Below are 13,900 nucleotides of genomic sequence, written 5' to 3'. Positions count from 1 at the left end.
GCACCACTGCCGCCCCACTAACATCCCGCTAACACGACAGTGACCAGGGAAAAGACGCCAGCAAGTGCGGTAGTGTGCGGGAAGCGTCGCGTGCCGGTGGCAGACCGTGTCAGGCATGGAGGCGCCGGATCGAAGGAGGCCGACGATGTACTCGTCGCACCCTTCGCTCTCGCGTGACTGAGCGCGAGACGACCAGGCTCGTTGCCTGGAGCCAAGAACTCCGTCAGGTGCACCGCCGACTACGCGAGGCGCTGTCCGTGACCCGCGCCTCCCTCGCCGACGGCACCCCCGGGGAATCGGCCACCCGTGAACTGCTGCTGTATTGCCACGGCTTCTGCACGGCTCTCGACGGCCACCACCAGGGCGAAGACCGCACCTTGTTCCCGGCCATCGCAGCCGCGCACCCAGAACTGCGCCCGGTGCTGCGCTCGCTCGAGCAGGATCATTCGATGATCGCCCACCTGCTCGGCAGCCTCCGTGCCGCGGTCGACCGGGCCGCGCCGCCTGAGGAGCTCGACCAGCACCTCGAAGGCATCGCCGCGATCATGGAGAACCACTTCCGCTACGAGGAGCGGCAACTGCTCACTGTGCTCGAAACCCTTGAGCTGGCAGCCGTACCCAGAGAGGTGCTGGGCCCGCTCTGACCCTGGACCGGACGTGGATGGCGGCGGACACAGGCGAACGCCTGTGAAACACAGGCCACCCGACGACAGCCAGCCCCGCTACCGGGGCCTCCTTACGGAGAACTCGTTGCCGTCGGGGTCGAGCATCAGCACTCGGACGCCGTCACCCTCGCCGATGTCGGTGCGCGTCGCGCCGAGCGAGATCAGGCGATCGACCTCCGCCTCCCAGTCGGCGTCGGCGGGGAGCGCCAGCTCGAAGTACAGCCTGTTCGTGCCCGTCTTCGGCGCCACCGGAGGACCACCCCACGTGATCTTCGTACCACCGGTCGGCGATTGGATCGCGGTCTCCTGGTCCTGGTCCCAGACCAGCGGCCACCGCAGCGCCTCGCTCCAGAAGTAACCGACCTCCTGCGTACCGTCGCAGGCCAGCGCTCCGATGAAGCCTGTGTCGGCGAGGAACTTGTTGCCCGCCTCGATCACGCAGAACTCGTTGCCGTCCGGATCGGCGAGCACCACATGCCGCTCTTCCGGGAGTTGGCCCACGTCGATGTGTTTCCCGCCGAACTCCAGCGCCCTGGCCACCGTCTGCTGCTGATCCGCCGGGGAGGTGCTCGTCAGGTCGAAGTGCGCCCGGTTCTGGCCGATCTTCGGCTCCTGGCTCGGCAGGAAACGGATGCGGAACCCGGCAGCATCAGGGGGCAGAACAGCGACATCGTCGTCCGGACCGTCGGCCACCGCCCAGCCCAGGACCCCGGACCAGAACCGCGCCAGGTCCGACGGCCGGGTCGCGTTGAAGCAGATCGCGAAAAGTTGACTGGTCATACCCCGTGGTCTCCGATCCACTGATGGTCGATACAGCGCCTGGCCCTCCCCGTGGGCGCAGCCTAGGGGTGTCCGTACGGCACCCGCATCCGCGTTTCGGTCGCGACGTGCCGGTATGTGCAGTTGGCGCCGAAAGCTAAGTACTGGGCGCTCTCGGCGAACGACGTCACCGCCCCCGGTCCACAGAATGAACTCGTAGCCGCGCCCGTGGCCCGCGCGTCCAGGGGGCCGAGAGCGCGCAAGCGCCTGCTGGAGAACACTCCCGCAGGTCAAAGACCCATGGAGCAACAAGCGACAAAGGATCGAGTGATATCCATGAGCAAGAGGCTGATACTCGCTGCAAGCACAGCGGTGTTAGGGGGCAGCCTCATTCTCCCCCAGGCGACCACGTCCTTCGCCGCGTCCTCGGACGCCAAGGCCGCCACGAGTGAGAAGAGCGCCACCGCGTCCCCGACCGCGGGGCTGGAGTGCGGCAGGAACTGGCCGCACCACCGCTCCGCACGCGGCAGTGTGTCGGGGGCCCGCGCCGCCACCCACATCTGCTGGGACAACCGATACAACGCGCGCATCGACTACTCGTCCTCCTGGGTGCAGGACACCAGCAGCAGGGACCGCAAGGCCGCCCGGGCGTACGTGAGGTACGACAAGAAGCACACCGGCCGCTGGGTGCGCCAGTGGTCGGGGCCGCTGGCCACGGACGGGCCTTCGCGCGGAGTCAAGCACTTCCAGTGGGGCGACTCCTCCTCGAAGGGCGTCGTGGTCTACGTCTGCGTCGGCGCCAAGGCGCCCTGGCAGTCGGGGGCCCGCTGCAAGGGCTTCTAGGCGGCACCGACCAGCAGTGATGGGGCTTCCGGGGCGGCGTTGGCCGCCCCGGGGGCCTACACGCGTTTCCTCGGCTGATCGCAGCAGACCGACCGCCCGTCCAGGCTCGTGGTTCCGCCGCTCCGTTGCCCTTCACCGCATGTCGTCTGGCAAACTGCGCTCGACCGTCCCCGGACAACTCCGGTCAGGGGCAGCGGGCATGGGGGCCGGGAACGACGCCCGGGGCCGGAAAGGACGCTGATGGACGACTTGCTCCCGGCAGACCCCGACCAGGTCGGCCCCTACGTCCTGGAGGGGCGGCTCGGCGCCGGTGGCATGGGGCAGGTCTACCTCGGCAGATCTCCCGGCGGCCGTCACGTCGCGGTCAAAGTGATCCGCCCCGAGCACGCCAGGAATCCACAGTTCCGCCGCCGCTTCACCCGGGAGGTCGAGGCCGCGCGGCTCGTCGGCGGCTTCCACACCGCGCAGGTCATCGCCGCCGACCCCGACGCGACATCGCCATGGCTGGCCACGGCGTACATCCCCGGCCCCTCCCTGCACGAGGTCGTCACCACGGACGGCCCGCTCACCCCGGACGCCCTGCACGCCCTGGGGGCCGGGCTCGCCGAAGGACTGGCGGCGATCCATGGGTGTGGTCTGGTGCACCGCGACCTCAAGCCCAGCAACGTCATCATGGCGACCGACGGGCCACGCATCATCGACTTCGGCATCGCCCGTTCCGTGGACGCCAGTGCGCTGACGTCCCTGGGCGTGGTCATCGGCACGTTCGCGTTCATGTCGCCGGAACAGGTGCGCGCGGACCAGGCCGGGCCCGCGAGTGATGTGTTCTCGCTCGGCGCCGTCCTGGGCTTCGCCGCCACCGGGCGCGGCCCCTTCGACGCGGAGACCATTCCCGCGATCGTGCACCGGATCATCAACGAACCGCCGCGGCTCGGCAACCTCTCGGGGGCTCTCCGGGACACCGTCGAGGCGTGTCTGGCCAAGGAGCCGGACGATCGGCCGGCCATCGCGGACGTCCTGGCCGCGCTGGCCCCGGACAGTCAGGTCACCGAAGTCGTGGACAGCAGGGTCCCGTTCGCGGCGCTCGACACCGAGCCGGCCGCCCTGACACCGACGGCCGCGCAGCCACCGACGGCCGGGCGACCGAGCCGCCGGGCAATGCTGGGCCTGGCCGGAGGAGCGGCCGCCCTGATCGGTGGTGGGGTGATCGCCGCGAAGAGCCTTGGCGGCGGCAAGGGCAGGGGCACGGACTCGGACTCGGGCTCGACGCCCAAGATCGCCGATGTGGCGGAAGCGCGTCCGCTGTGGCGGAGCAGCGTCCCGAGGATCGACTCACTCATCGCGCACAAGGGCGGCGTCCTGTGGATCGGGGCTCGGCCGGACTCGGACGAGTCCGCCGAAGCGGTGTGGAGCTTCGACACAGCGGGAAACACGCGCTGGAGACTGCCGCTGCTGGGCGTGGACGTCCTCGGGGCCAGGGGAGTCTGCGCCGGTGTGGTCCGTGACAGCATGCTCTATCTCGGCGCCGGGGGCCCGCTCCCCGTCGATGCCGCGAGCGACGTGGACGCACAAGTGGTCGCCGTGGATCTCGCGAGGGGGAAGCGGACATGGTCAGCGCCCGTTGCCCCGCACCCGTATTACATCGGCTCAATGTCCGGTGGGCGGGACGGGATCGTCTACGCCACCGGCAGCACGATCGAAAGAGGAAACTTCAACATGGTCTGGGCGGTGGACATCGCGTCGCGCCGCAAGATCTGGGAGCGCGAGTTCGCCAAGTCCGCCGGATTCGCCACCGTGGTCGTGCCGCCCTCCGGGAACCGGGTGTTTCACCTGCTCTCCACCTACGGCAGCGGACAGCAGGCCCGCCTCCAGGTGCTCAACGCCCGGAAGAAGGGCGCTCCGGGATGGACGACGCCTCTGCCCGAGGCCATGGGCGATGTCAGCCAACTCCCCAACCTGTGCGCGTCGGGCGGCGCCCTCGTCTACGCGGCCGACCGGCTGACCGCCTTCGACCCCGCCACCGGAGACCGGATCTGGACCAAGAAACGACCCGCGAAAGGGTACGGAGGCTTCGGTATCCCGGCGGCGAACGCGAACAGCTCGCAGGTCTTTGTCACCACGCAGACCGCGGACGCCGCCGGACGTACGACCTTGACGCTCCACGCGCTCGACCCCCGGTCCGGTGAAGAGAAGTGGCGCTCTTCCGTGATGCCCGAAGGCAAGGTCGGCCTGGTGAACCTCCTGGTCGCCGACTCCACCGTCTACGTCCTGGTCGGCCAGCGGATCGCCAGCGACGTGGGCTACTACTACGAGCCGGACGACGACTATCGGTGGCCGTTCATCTGGGCCGTGAACGCGGCGAACGGTAAATCACGGTGGAAGCACAAGCCGTCGGAGACCTTCGAAGCCGCGGCCGGTTTCGGGCGGCTCTACGTCGCCACCGGCGACAGCATCACCGCGCTGTCGGCCACCGCGGGGACGGGCCGCGCGGGCGAGTAGTTCCGACGCGAAGCCATTGGCACCCTGTAGCACCGGCTGGCACGGACGACTACCGTAGGCGATATGAGCGGAAAGCCTGAAATCACCCAACGCGATCTGCGCACCAGGTCCAAGGAGATCATGGACGCCGCCCAGGAAGCTCAGGCCTTCACCCTCACGCGGGACGGGCACCGCAGGCGGTTCGTCCCGCGCGGCGAGTTCGCGGCCATGCCCCGCACTGCTCCCGACATCTCGCTGAACGCCTTCCGCGCCGACCAGGACGCCACCACCAAGCAGGAGCCGGACGACCCTTATGCCCGTTGAGCCGAGCCAAGCGGACCGGTCAGCTGGACGCCCCGACCGCCACCTCCGCCCACACCGTTTTCCCGACCGGGTTACGAGGGGTCACGCCCCAGCGCGTGGCCAGCTGCTCCACGAGCAGCAGCCCTCGACCCGCCTCTTCCTCAGCTGAGGGAGTCGGCGGCCTGGCCGGGAGCCGGTCCTCGCGGGCGTCCGAGACCTCGATGCGAATGGTGCGCGTCGGCACTTCGACGGTGACGCGGAGCCGGAAGTCCCGCCCGGGCACGCGCCCGTGGCGTACGGCATTGGAGGCGAGCTCCGCCACCAGCAGCGACACGGTGCAGGACGTGTCCGAGGCGGGCGAAAACCCCCACTCCTCCATGCGCCGCACGGCGAGCCTCCTGGCGAGCCGGGCCCCGCGCGGTGTCGAGGGGAGCTGCGCGCTTTCGTCCGGCAGCGTGGTGGTCGCCTTCAGCACGGTTGTTGTCCATTTCTGTCCATCGCTCTTTCGCACGATTCGCAGCGTGTGCGCATCGTGACGTTCCGTACTCAAGGTTCGCCTGGCAGGGCTACGCTCAAAAGGCCGTAACGCATTACCTCTCATCCCGTAAGGAACGGAAGTGATGTTTTGGCCAAAGGTATTGATCCCCAGTCGTCCATGGCGGCGCTGTTCGGTTCGCAGGTGCGCAGACTCCGGATGGCCGCAGGGCTGACCCAGGTGGAGCTGGGCGCGAAGACGCACGTGGTCGGCTCCCGGATCACTCAAATCGAGCGGGCCTTGGGAGCGAAACCGACCTTTGAGCTGACGCAGAGGCTCGAGTCCGCCCTCGGGGCGGACAACCTGCTGATCGACATGTGGCCGTACGTGTACCGCGAGGCGTTCCCGGACTGGTCGCGGGCGTTCATGGCTTACTCGGAACGGGCGGTGTCGATCAAGGAGTACGCGGCGCATGTCGTCCCTGGCCTGTTACAGACGGACGACTACGCGAGGGCCGTCCTGAGTGTTGGTCTGTCGCTCACGGGCGAGGAGCACTTGAAGGAGCGAGTCGCCGCCCGTCTCGGTCGGCAGAACCGGCTCACGTCCATCGACCGGCCCGACTTGTGGGTCGTCCTGGACGAGTCAGTACTGAGACGTCCGGTGGGCGGCGCGGCCGTCATGCGGGAGCAGTTGGCCCGGTTGCTGGAGGCATCGGAGCAGCGCCACATCACCGTGCAGGTGCTGCCGTTCGAGCAGGGCGAGCACGACGTGATGGGCGGTTCCATGACCGTGCTGACGTTGCCGGACAGCTCGGAAGTGACCTACACCGAAGGCGCCCATTACGGCCAACTCATCGAAGAACCAAGCGAAGTAAGGCGCTTTGCGGTGACCTACGATCGGCTGCGGGCAGTATCTCTGCCCCCATACATGTCTCTCGACATGATCCGATCCGTGATGGAGGGCAACCACCGTGGAGCGAGTGTCCCGTCCCGATCTGAACGGCGCCGCCTGGCGCAAAAGCAGCTACAGCAATCAGGAGGGTGGCAACTGCGTGGAGGTGGCCGACGGGATCCCCGGCGTCGTACCAGTCCGTGACAGCAAGAACCCTCAAGGCCCGGCGCTGCTCTTCCCGATGACATCCTGGGCGGTCTTCATAACCAGACTGAAGACCGGCCACCGTCCCTGAGCCCACCGGGAGCCGGTCGAAGTCAGCCGTAGTCGGTGTTCCCGCCCCGCCGGGTCCTCGTGCGCGGGGGCCCGGTGGGCCACGAACTCCCCTAAAGAACCTGAGGAAAAGAACCCCCCACCCACCCTCCCTTCCCCCGCATCACCCGTACGAGTGACCGGCTTGCGGGTGCGGGATGCATGCGGTTACGTTCGCCGAAACAACCCCAAACAGACGACGGCCCCCGGCCGGGACTGGCATCCCGAACGAGGGCCTGACCGATCAGGAAGAAGAGACCTTCCCGATGGCTGAGCCGCAGTCTAACGCGCATGCGCGCGCCGACGCCGGAGCATCGACCTCCGGCGTGATCCACATCCGTACTCGACTCGACGCCAACTTCACGGTGATCTCGAACGCCCTCGCGCAACGGCGCGGAAGCGCGGTCACGATCGGCGTCGCGGCCTACATCCTCTCGCTGCCGGATGGCGCACCCGTGAGCATCGCCGCACTGTGCGAGCACTTCACGGAGGGCGAGATCCTGATCTCGCGGGCGCTCAGGGAGTTGGAGGCCGCCGGTTATCTGGAGCGGCGCCGCCAGCGCGGGCCCGGCGGGCTGATTCGTACGCGTACGTACTTCCGCGACGTACCGCAACGCGACCTGCCCGCACCACCAGCGCCGGAACCCACCCCCGCACCCGCTCCCCCGCCGCCACTCGGCGAGGCCGACGAGCAGGCCGTCGCCGTCCTCACCTCGCTGCGGATCGCCGACCCACGGCTGATCCTTTCCGGGCGCGAGGTGGCCGAGCTGGCCCCGGCCGTCACGCAGTGGCTCGCTGCGGGCGTGGGGCCGAGGCAGATCACCGGCGCGCTCACGACCGGCCTCCCGGATTGCTTACGCTCCCGCCCGGCCCGCATCCTGGCCTTCCGCCTCGGCGAACCGCCCCTCCCCGTCCCCGACTCCCCCGCTCACGTGCCCCGCACACCCCCGGCCACTCCCCTGCCCTGGCAGACCTGCGACGGCTGCGAACGCGCCTTCCGTGCGGCAGAACCCACCCGCTGCCGCGACTGTAGAGACCTGTCCGTGGCCTGCTGACACTTCAGCAGGCAGTCGATGGGCGGCAACAGCGGCCCTGGTAGTAATCGTCCTCCTCTTCCTGATGCTGAAACCGGCCGTGGAACGTCGACTTCACGAGTGTGCTGTGCATGGTGATGCTCCTTGGATCGCTGGATCGCTGATGAAGTGGATTGCGGCGCGGACACGTACCGGACGTCTCGGAGGTCCGGGGGCCTGAGCCGCTTGCCTGCCGTCGCTGACATCGACGGATGCCGACGCGGGGCTGCCGCCACGAGGCGGTGAGCAACAGCCTCCGAGTGTCCGGCGGCTACGGCAACGATTCCGGGCGTCCGGGACAGTCCAGGAATGTCCGCGCAGGTCAGAGATGGTGTTCAGTCACGGGCCCACGCCCTGTGGGCCCTGATGCGGAGGTGGGCGGCGCCGGGTGGGCGTATGGCTTCCCGGCCCGGCGCCGCTCTGCTCACCGGGTCTTGTAGTAGGCCGAGACGTAGGAGCCCTGGTTGCCCAGGAGGATGATCTTCAGGCGGTCCTGGCGCTGGAAGTTCTTCGTCCAGACCTTGATGCTGGCGTCGCGGTTGCACCGCTCCTTCTTGTCCGCGATGTACCGTCCGGCATCGACGTTCAGGATCCGCACCCGCATCTGCGCGCGGTTGTTGTAGCACCGCACGAACGCGCCCGCCCACTTGCCCTTCGACTTGTAGGGCTGGGACACCCACTTCTTGCCGTGCCTGTTGAGGTAGTCGCCGGAGATCCAGCTCCGCCACTGACGGTGGGCCGCCGCCTGCACGGTGGCCGCTCCCTTCGCCGTGTCCGTGGAGCCCTGCGCCGAGACCGACTGCTGGATGACCGCGCTCGAAGCCGAGGTCGGCGCGGGAGCCGCGATGGCCTCCGCGGCCGGGCCGGCGGCGACCGCCGCGCCGCACATGACGGCTGCGAGGGCGAGCCCGGTACGCCTGTGTGTGGTCATGGTGAATGTGTCCTTCCGGATGAGTGGAGATGTGAACACCGATCCGGCGAACGCCCCGTGGCGTCGGCCCGGTTGGTGCCTGACATCGAGTTCAGCGGCCGGGGAATTGAATGGCAGCCCCGTTCCGCCGGTCTGATCAATGCCTGCGCCCCAGCTCACAGCTCTTGCCGACCCGGCAGGGCGTGCGTAGCTTGGCGGGCGGTCGATCCGCGTCCGGGGGGAGGCGGGGGGGGAGGAGTGACCGATGGCGGGGCGTCCTGAGAGTGCGCTGGATCCGAGCGCGGGTCCGGTGCAGCGGTTGGCGTTCGAGTTGCGGAAGCTGCGGGCGGAGGCCGGCAGCCCTACGTACCGGGCCATGGCCGCGCGGACCGACCACGGTGCGAGCACGCTGTCCCAGGCGGCCGCCGGGGAGCGGTTGCCGAGCCTGCCGGTGGTGCTGGCTTACGTACAGGCCTGCGGCGGCGACCCCGAGGAGTGGGAAGAGCGGTGGCGGCAGGCGGCTGCCGAGGAAGCCACCGAGCCGCGGTCCGATGAGGACGCCGAGCCTCCGTACCGGGGCCTGGCCCGCTTCGAGCCCGATGACGCGGCCCTGTTCTTCGGCCGCGACCAACTCATCGACGACCTGATGCGTCTGGCCGGCCACCACCGGATAACGGCGGTGGTCGGCGCGTCCGGCAGCGGCAAGTCCTCCCTGCTGCGTGCCGGCCTCATCCCCCATCTGCGCACCACTGACAACCCTGCCTTACGTCCGGCGGCCCTGCGCGTCATCACCCCCGGTGGCCACCCCGTGCGCGACCACGAGCAGCGGCTGGTCCCGAAGGAGGGCGGAGAGGGGGACACGTGGCTGGTCGTGGACCAGATGGAAGAGCTCTACACCCTCTGCACCGACCCGGCGGAACGCGCCGCGTTCATCGACCGCCTCTTGACCGCCCAGGACCCCACTGGTCGGCTGCGGGTGCTGCTCGCCGTACGGGCGGACTTCTTCGGACACCTGGCCGGCCACCGTCCGCTCGCCGACGCGCTGCGAGAGGCCACCCTCCTGGTCCCGCCCATGAGCCGCGATGAACTGCGCGAGGCCATCGTCAAACCCGCCCAGGCCGCGGGCCTCATCGTCGAACGCACCCTGACCGCCCGCATCATCGACGAAGTCGACGGCGAACCCGGCGCCCTGCCCCTGATGTCCCACGCCCTCCTGGAAACCTGGCACCGCCGCAAAGGCCGCGCCCTCACCCTCACCGCCTACGAAGCCGCCGGCGGCGTCCACGGCGCCATCGCCCAGACCGCCGAAGACCTCTACACCCACCTCACCCACGACCAGGCCACCCATGCTCGCCGGACACTGTTGCGCCTGATCGCCCCGGGAGAGGGCGCACAGGACACCCGAAGGCCCGCGCCTCGGGAGGAGTTGGTGACCCAGACCTCGCCCGCCGCCCCTGAAGTACTGGAACGCCTGGCGAAAACCCGACTGGTCATCCTCGATGGCCACACCGTTCACCTCGCCCACGAAGCCCTCATCGCCGCCTGGCCCCGGTTGCGGAAGTGGATCGACGAGGATCGCGACCGCCTGCGCCTCCACCGCCAGCTCACCGACGCCGCCCACACTTGGCAGGCCCTCGGCCGCGATCGCGGCGTGTTCTACCGGGGCACCCGCCTCGCCGCCGCCGAAGAAGCTTTCCCCACCGCTGACGCCCACAGCGACCTCACCCCCCTGGAACGCGACTTCCTCACCAGCAGCTCCGCCGCCCACCACCGCGAAGAAGCAGCAGCTGCCCGCACCACCCGGCGCCTGCGCCAGTTCGCCACCTCCGTCTCGATCCTGCTCGTCCTCGCTCTCACCGCCGGACTGGTCGCCTGGCAGCAATACCGGACCAGCGAACAACAACGGCGCCAGGCGCTCACCGCCCAGCAGACCGCACTCTCCCGTCAGCTGGCCGCCCAGTCGGCCGGCCTCCTGGACTCCAACCCCGACCTGGCCTCGCTCCTGGCGGTCCAGGCGTACCGGACCAGCCCAACTAAGGAGGCCACCACCAGCCTTTTCGCCGCGGCTGCCCTTCCCCTCCAACGCCGTCTCCCCGGACACACCGAGGCCGTGAACTCGGTCGTATTCAGTCCGGACGGCCGCACGCTCGCCAGCGCCGGGAAGGATGGGAAGGTCCGGTTGTGGGATGCGGCGACCGGTAGGCCGCGGACCACCCTGTCCGGATACAGCAAGGGTATGTGGTCAGTGGCGTTCAGCCCGGACGGCCGCACCCTCGCCAGCGGAGGGTGGGACGGGAAGGTGCGGCTATGGGACGTTGCGACTGACGAACGGCGTGGCACCCTGACCGGACACACCGAGAGCGTGCAGTCGGTGGCCTTCAGCCCGGACGGCCGCACCTTGGCCAGCGGCAGCGACGACGCAACGGTGCGCCTGTGGGATGCGGCAACCGGTAAACGGCGCGCCACGCTTACCGGACACACCGACACCGTGGAGTCGGTGGCCTTCAGCCCGGACGGCCGCACCCTGGCCAGTGGAGGGTGGGATGGCAAGGTGCGGTTGTGGGACGCGGCGACCGGCAAACGGCGCGCCACCCTGACCGGGGACTTTCAGATCGTGGGGTCGGTGGCGTTCAGCCCGGACGGACGCACCCTCGCCAGCAGCAGCGTCGACAAGACGGTGCGCCTGTGGGATGTGACGACGGGCAGACCGCGTACCACCCTGACCGGGCATGGCGAGGGTGTGTGGTCGGTGGCGTTCAGTCCGGACAGCCGCGTTCTGGCAAGTGGTGCGGAGGATGGGCAGGTCCGGCTATGGGATGTGGCGACCGGTAAACGGCGCGCCACCCTGACCGGACACACCGGCCTGGTGAACTCGATCGTCTTCAGTCCGGACGGCCGCACCCTCGCCAGCGGCAGCGACGACACAACAGTGCGTCTGTGGGATGTGGCAACGAGCAGGCCGCGCACCGCACTGTCCGGCCACACCAAGATTGTGACGTCGGTGGCGTTCAGCCCGGACGGACGCACCCTGGCCAGCGGCAGCGACGACACAACAGTGCGCCTGTGGGATGTAGCGACAGGTAAACGGCGCGCCGCGCTTACCGGACACACCGACACTGTGGGGTCGGTGGCGTTCAGCCCGGACGGCCGCACCCTCGCCAGTGGAGGGTGGGATGGCAAGGTGCGGTTGTGGGATGTGGCAACCGGCAAACGGCGCGCCACCCTGACCGGGGACACTCAGGTCGTGGGGTCGGTGGCGTTCGGCCCCGACGGCCGCACCCTGGCCAGCGGTGGGTGGGACGGCAAGGTGCGGTTGTGGGACGCGGCGACCGGTAAACGACGCGCCACCCTGACCGGGGACAGTGGGGAGGTGCTGTCCGTGGCGTTCAGCCCGGACGGCCGCACCCTGGCCGCGGGTATGGAGAAAGGGAAGGTCCGGCGATGGGATGTGGCGACCGGTAAACGACGCGCCACCCTGACCGGGCACACCGACGCCGTGGTGTCCGTGGCGTTCAGTCCGGACGGCCGCATCCTGGCCACCGCCGGCATCGACAAAACGGTGCGACTGTGGAATGTGGCAACGGGCATACCGCCCACCACCTTGACCGGGCACACCGACATCGTGGCGTCCGTGGCGTTCAGCCCGGACGGCCGCACCCTGGCCACCGCCAGCATCGACAAAACGGTGCGACTGTGGAATGTGGCAACGGGCATACCGCGCACTACCCCGACCAGGCCCACCAACGTCGTGGGATTGATGGCCTTTAGCCCGGATGGCCACACCCTGGCCACCGCCGGCGACGACTCGACGGTCCGGCTGTGGGACATTTCGCTCCCCAACCCCGCCTCCTCCCTCAGGAAGGTTTGCCGAGCGGTCCAACGGTCCTTCACGCGAAGCGAACAGTCGCTCTACCTCGCCGACCAACCCACCAGCCCCGTGTGCCGATCATGAGACTCACCCATCGGTCCACTCTCCGTCGCGCATCACATGCCTGCCCTTGAACTCATGCTCCCCATGCGATGCCTGTATCACCTGCGGAAGCACCTTGAAATACGCGTAGGAGGCGTGATCCTTCCGCGGGTCCCAGCTCCACCTCCGCACAAACGCGTCCGCCGCGGCAGGCGGCACCTCCTCCGCGGTGAAGGTTTCCACCCGCCCGTCGATCAGAACGACATCCCGCGTATGGCCGAGCGCAAGGCGAACCCGACCCGTTTCCCGCAGGTTGCGCCCGGTGGGGTTGGTCAGCCTGGTCGACATCCACATCGCCGTGCCGTCCCAGAGGAACCACAGCGGCACCAGGCACGGCAGTCCGTCCGCGTCCGCCGACGCGACCCAGATGTCTTCCTCTGTCCGCAGTCTTTGGAGTACGTCACGCCGCCGTTGTTCAGTGCTGCGCGGTTCCTTGGCCATGTCCATGTCTCGCGACGGTACTGGCCACGGGGCCCGGACACCTCGGGCCGTGGTCCTAGAACCACAGCCCGAGTCCACCCTCCTGAATATGTCCCACACGTCCCATCGAAGCCGGAGTCGAGAATCACCATGCCCCAAACCCTGGCCGACATCCTGAACGCGGCGGCACACGGGCGCTTCCCACCGCCCGACGGCGGCACGACCGTGGTGCCGCAACCGAGTCACCGCGACGCCGGGGTGATCGCGTTCACCGCGCACTCCGTGGTGTTCACCGACGAGGATCCGCGGTGGGTACGCGCCACGTTGGCCTCCCTCGACTGCGACGAGTTGGCGGCCACGATGAATCCGCGCTTCTTGGCGGCATTCCTGGCCCGTACGGGGCGGTCGACCGACACCATAGACCTGCTCACCGTGGCGAGTGCGCTGCCGGGCGACCCCCCTCTGGAGCTTCGCGAGCTCGCCGACCCCGATCACCCGCGCGTGTCCAGGGCGCGTAAGCGCCGGGACGATGTCCGGGTCTGGGCGGCTGACGGGGGTGTGGTCGTTCTCGGCCGGGGCGTGGCCGGGCGCTGGGAGACGGCGATCGAGGTGAACGAGGACGTACGTCACCGGGGGCTGGGCCGGGCGCTGGCCACGGCCGCGCGGCATCTGGTGCCGGACGGCGGGCCGGTCTGGTCGCAACAGGCCGCGGGCAACGCCCGCAGCGTGCGTGCCTTTCAGGCGGCGGGTTTCCGACCGGTCGGCGCCGAGGCGCTGCTCATCGCGGCGTAGGCGCACCAA

At 69.1% G+C, this 13,900-nt stretch carries 13 protein-coding genes; 9 read left to right on the top strand and 4 right to left on the bottom strand.

Annotated elements, in window-relative coordinates:
- Window positions 1-173 precede the first annotated feature (173 nt).
- A complete protein-coding gene (locus tag ACH4S9_RS08430; protein ID WP_311730287.1) occupies window positions 174-644 on the top strand; it encodes a hemerythrin domain-containing protein in 471 nt (156 codons plus the stop codon).
- A 78-nt stretch (window positions 645-722) separates the two neighbouring features.
- Here the strand turns inward: ACH4S9_RS08430 and ACH4S9_RS08425 are convergent, their stop codons facing one another.
- A complete protein-coding gene (locus ACH4S9_RS08425) occupies window positions 723-1,445 on the bottom strand; it encodes a VOC family protein (protein WP_398370674.1) in 723 nt (240 codons plus the stop codon).
- 315 nt (window positions 1,446-1,760) lie between these two features.
- Between ACH4S9_RS08425 and ACH4S9_RS08420 the strand changes: the two genes are divergently transcribed.
- The 3 genes from ACH4S9_RS08420 to ACH4S9_RS08410 all read left to right on the top strand — a co-directional run bounded on the left by ACH4S9_RS08420 (window position 1,761) and on the right by ACH4S9_RS08410 (window position 5,069).
- On the top strand, window positions 1,761-2,267 hold the full coding sequence (locus ACH4S9_RS08420) for a hypothetical protein (protein WP_385342511.1): 507 nt from the start codon (window positions 1,761-1,763) through the stop codon (window positions 2,265-2,267).
- A 240-nt stretch (window positions 2,268-2,507) separates the two neighbouring features.
- On the top strand, window positions 2,508-4,766 hold the full coding sequence (locus tag ACH4S9_RS08415; RefSeq protein ID WP_385342509.1) for a protein kinase: 2,259 nt from the start codon (window positions 2,508-2,510) through the stop codon (window positions 4,764-4,766).
- A 63-nt stretch (window positions 4,767-4,829) separates the two neighbouring features.
- A complete protein-coding gene (locus ACH4S9_RS08410; protein WP_385342507.1) occupies window positions 4,830-5,069 on the top strand; it encodes a prevent-host-death protein in 240 nt (79 codons plus the stop codon).
- 19 nt (window positions 5,070-5,088) lie between these two features.
- On the opposite strand, the gene ACH4S9_RS08405 is transcribed toward ACH4S9_RS08410, so the two are convergent.
- Window positions 5,089-5,523, bottom strand: coding sequence for an ATP-binding protein (locus ACH4S9_RS08405; protein WP_398371787.1), 435 nt, complete (start codon window positions 5,521-5,523; stop codon window positions 5,089-5,091).
- A 180-nt stretch (window positions 5,524-5,703) separates the two neighbouring features.
- Here ACH4S9_RS08405 and ACH4S9_RS08400 point away from each other — a divergent pair, with 180 nt between their 5' ends.
- The 3 genes from ACH4S9_RS08400 to ACH4S9_RS08390 all read left to right on the top strand — a co-directional run bounded on the left by ACH4S9_RS08400 (window position 5,704) and on the right by ACH4S9_RS08390 (window position 7,781).
- Entirely contained in the window at window positions 5,704-6,618 is a 915-nt protein-coding gene (locus ACH4S9_RS08400; protein ID WP_398370671.1) for a Scr1 family TA system antitoxin-like transcriptional regulator, read from the top strand.
- Window positions 6,575-6,709 (top strand): DUF397 domain-containing protein, encoded by a 135-nt coding sequence (locus ACH4S9_RS08395; protein ID WP_385342501.1) that lies wholly within the window; start codon window positions 6,575-6,577, stop codon window positions 6,707-6,709. The genes ACH4S9_RS08400 and ACH4S9_RS08395 overlap by 44 nt, the downstream gene beginning before the upstream one ends.
- Window positions 6,710-6,992: 283 nt before the next feature.
- Window positions 6,993-7,781, top strand: coding sequence for a hypothetical protein (locus tag ACH4S9_RS08390; RefSeq protein ID WP_398370669.1), 789 nt, complete (start codon window positions 6,993-6,995; stop codon window positions 7,779-7,781).
- Window positions 7,782-8,223: 442 nt separating this feature from the next.
- Here the strand turns inward: ACH4S9_RS08390 and ACH4S9_RS08385 are convergent, their stop codons facing one another.
- The gene (locus ACH4S9_RS08385; protein WP_358843352.1) at window positions 8,224-8,730 is read right to left on the bottom strand and encodes a hypothetical protein; all 507 of its coding nucleotides are present in this window, start codon (window positions 8,728-8,730) and stop codon (window positions 8,224-8,226) included.
- 244 nt (window positions 8,731-8,974) lie between these two features.
- On the opposite strand from ACH4S9_RS08385, the gene ACH4S9_RS08380 reads away from it, so the two are divergent.
- Window positions 8,975-12,661: a helix-turn-helix domain-containing protein gene (locus ACH4S9_RS08380; RefSeq protein WP_398370666.1), complete on the top strand. Its 3,687-nt coding sequence runs from the start codon at window positions 8,975-8,977 to the stop codon at window positions 12,659-12,661.
- Window positions 12,662-12,664: 3 nt separating this feature from the next.
- Here ACH4S9_RS08380 and ACH4S9_RS08375 read toward each other — a convergent pair whose 3' ends face one another.
- Window positions 12,665-13,126, bottom strand: coding sequence for a pyridoxamine 5'-phosphate oxidase family protein (locus tag ACH4S9_RS08375; RefSeq protein ID WP_398370664.1), 462 nt, complete (start codon window positions 13,124-13,126; stop codon window positions 12,665-12,667).
- Window positions 13,127-13,249: 123 nt separating this feature from the next.
- Here ACH4S9_RS08375 and ACH4S9_RS08370 point away from each other — a divergent pair, with 123 nt between their 5' ends.
- On the top strand, window positions 13,250-13,891 hold the full coding sequence (locus tag ACH4S9_RS08370) for a GNAT family N-acetyltransferase (RefSeq protein ID WP_398370662.1): 642 nt from the start codon (window positions 13,250-13,252) through the stop codon (window positions 13,889-13,891).
- Window positions 13,892-13,900: the final 9 nt, after the last annotated feature.

The organism is Streptomyces sp. NPDC021225 (genome assembly GCF_044332865.1).
GTDB lineage: Bacteria > Actinomycetota > Actinomycetes > Streptomycetales > Streptomycetaceae > Streptomyces.
This window is presented reverse-complemented; position numbering and strand designations above follow the sequence as displayed.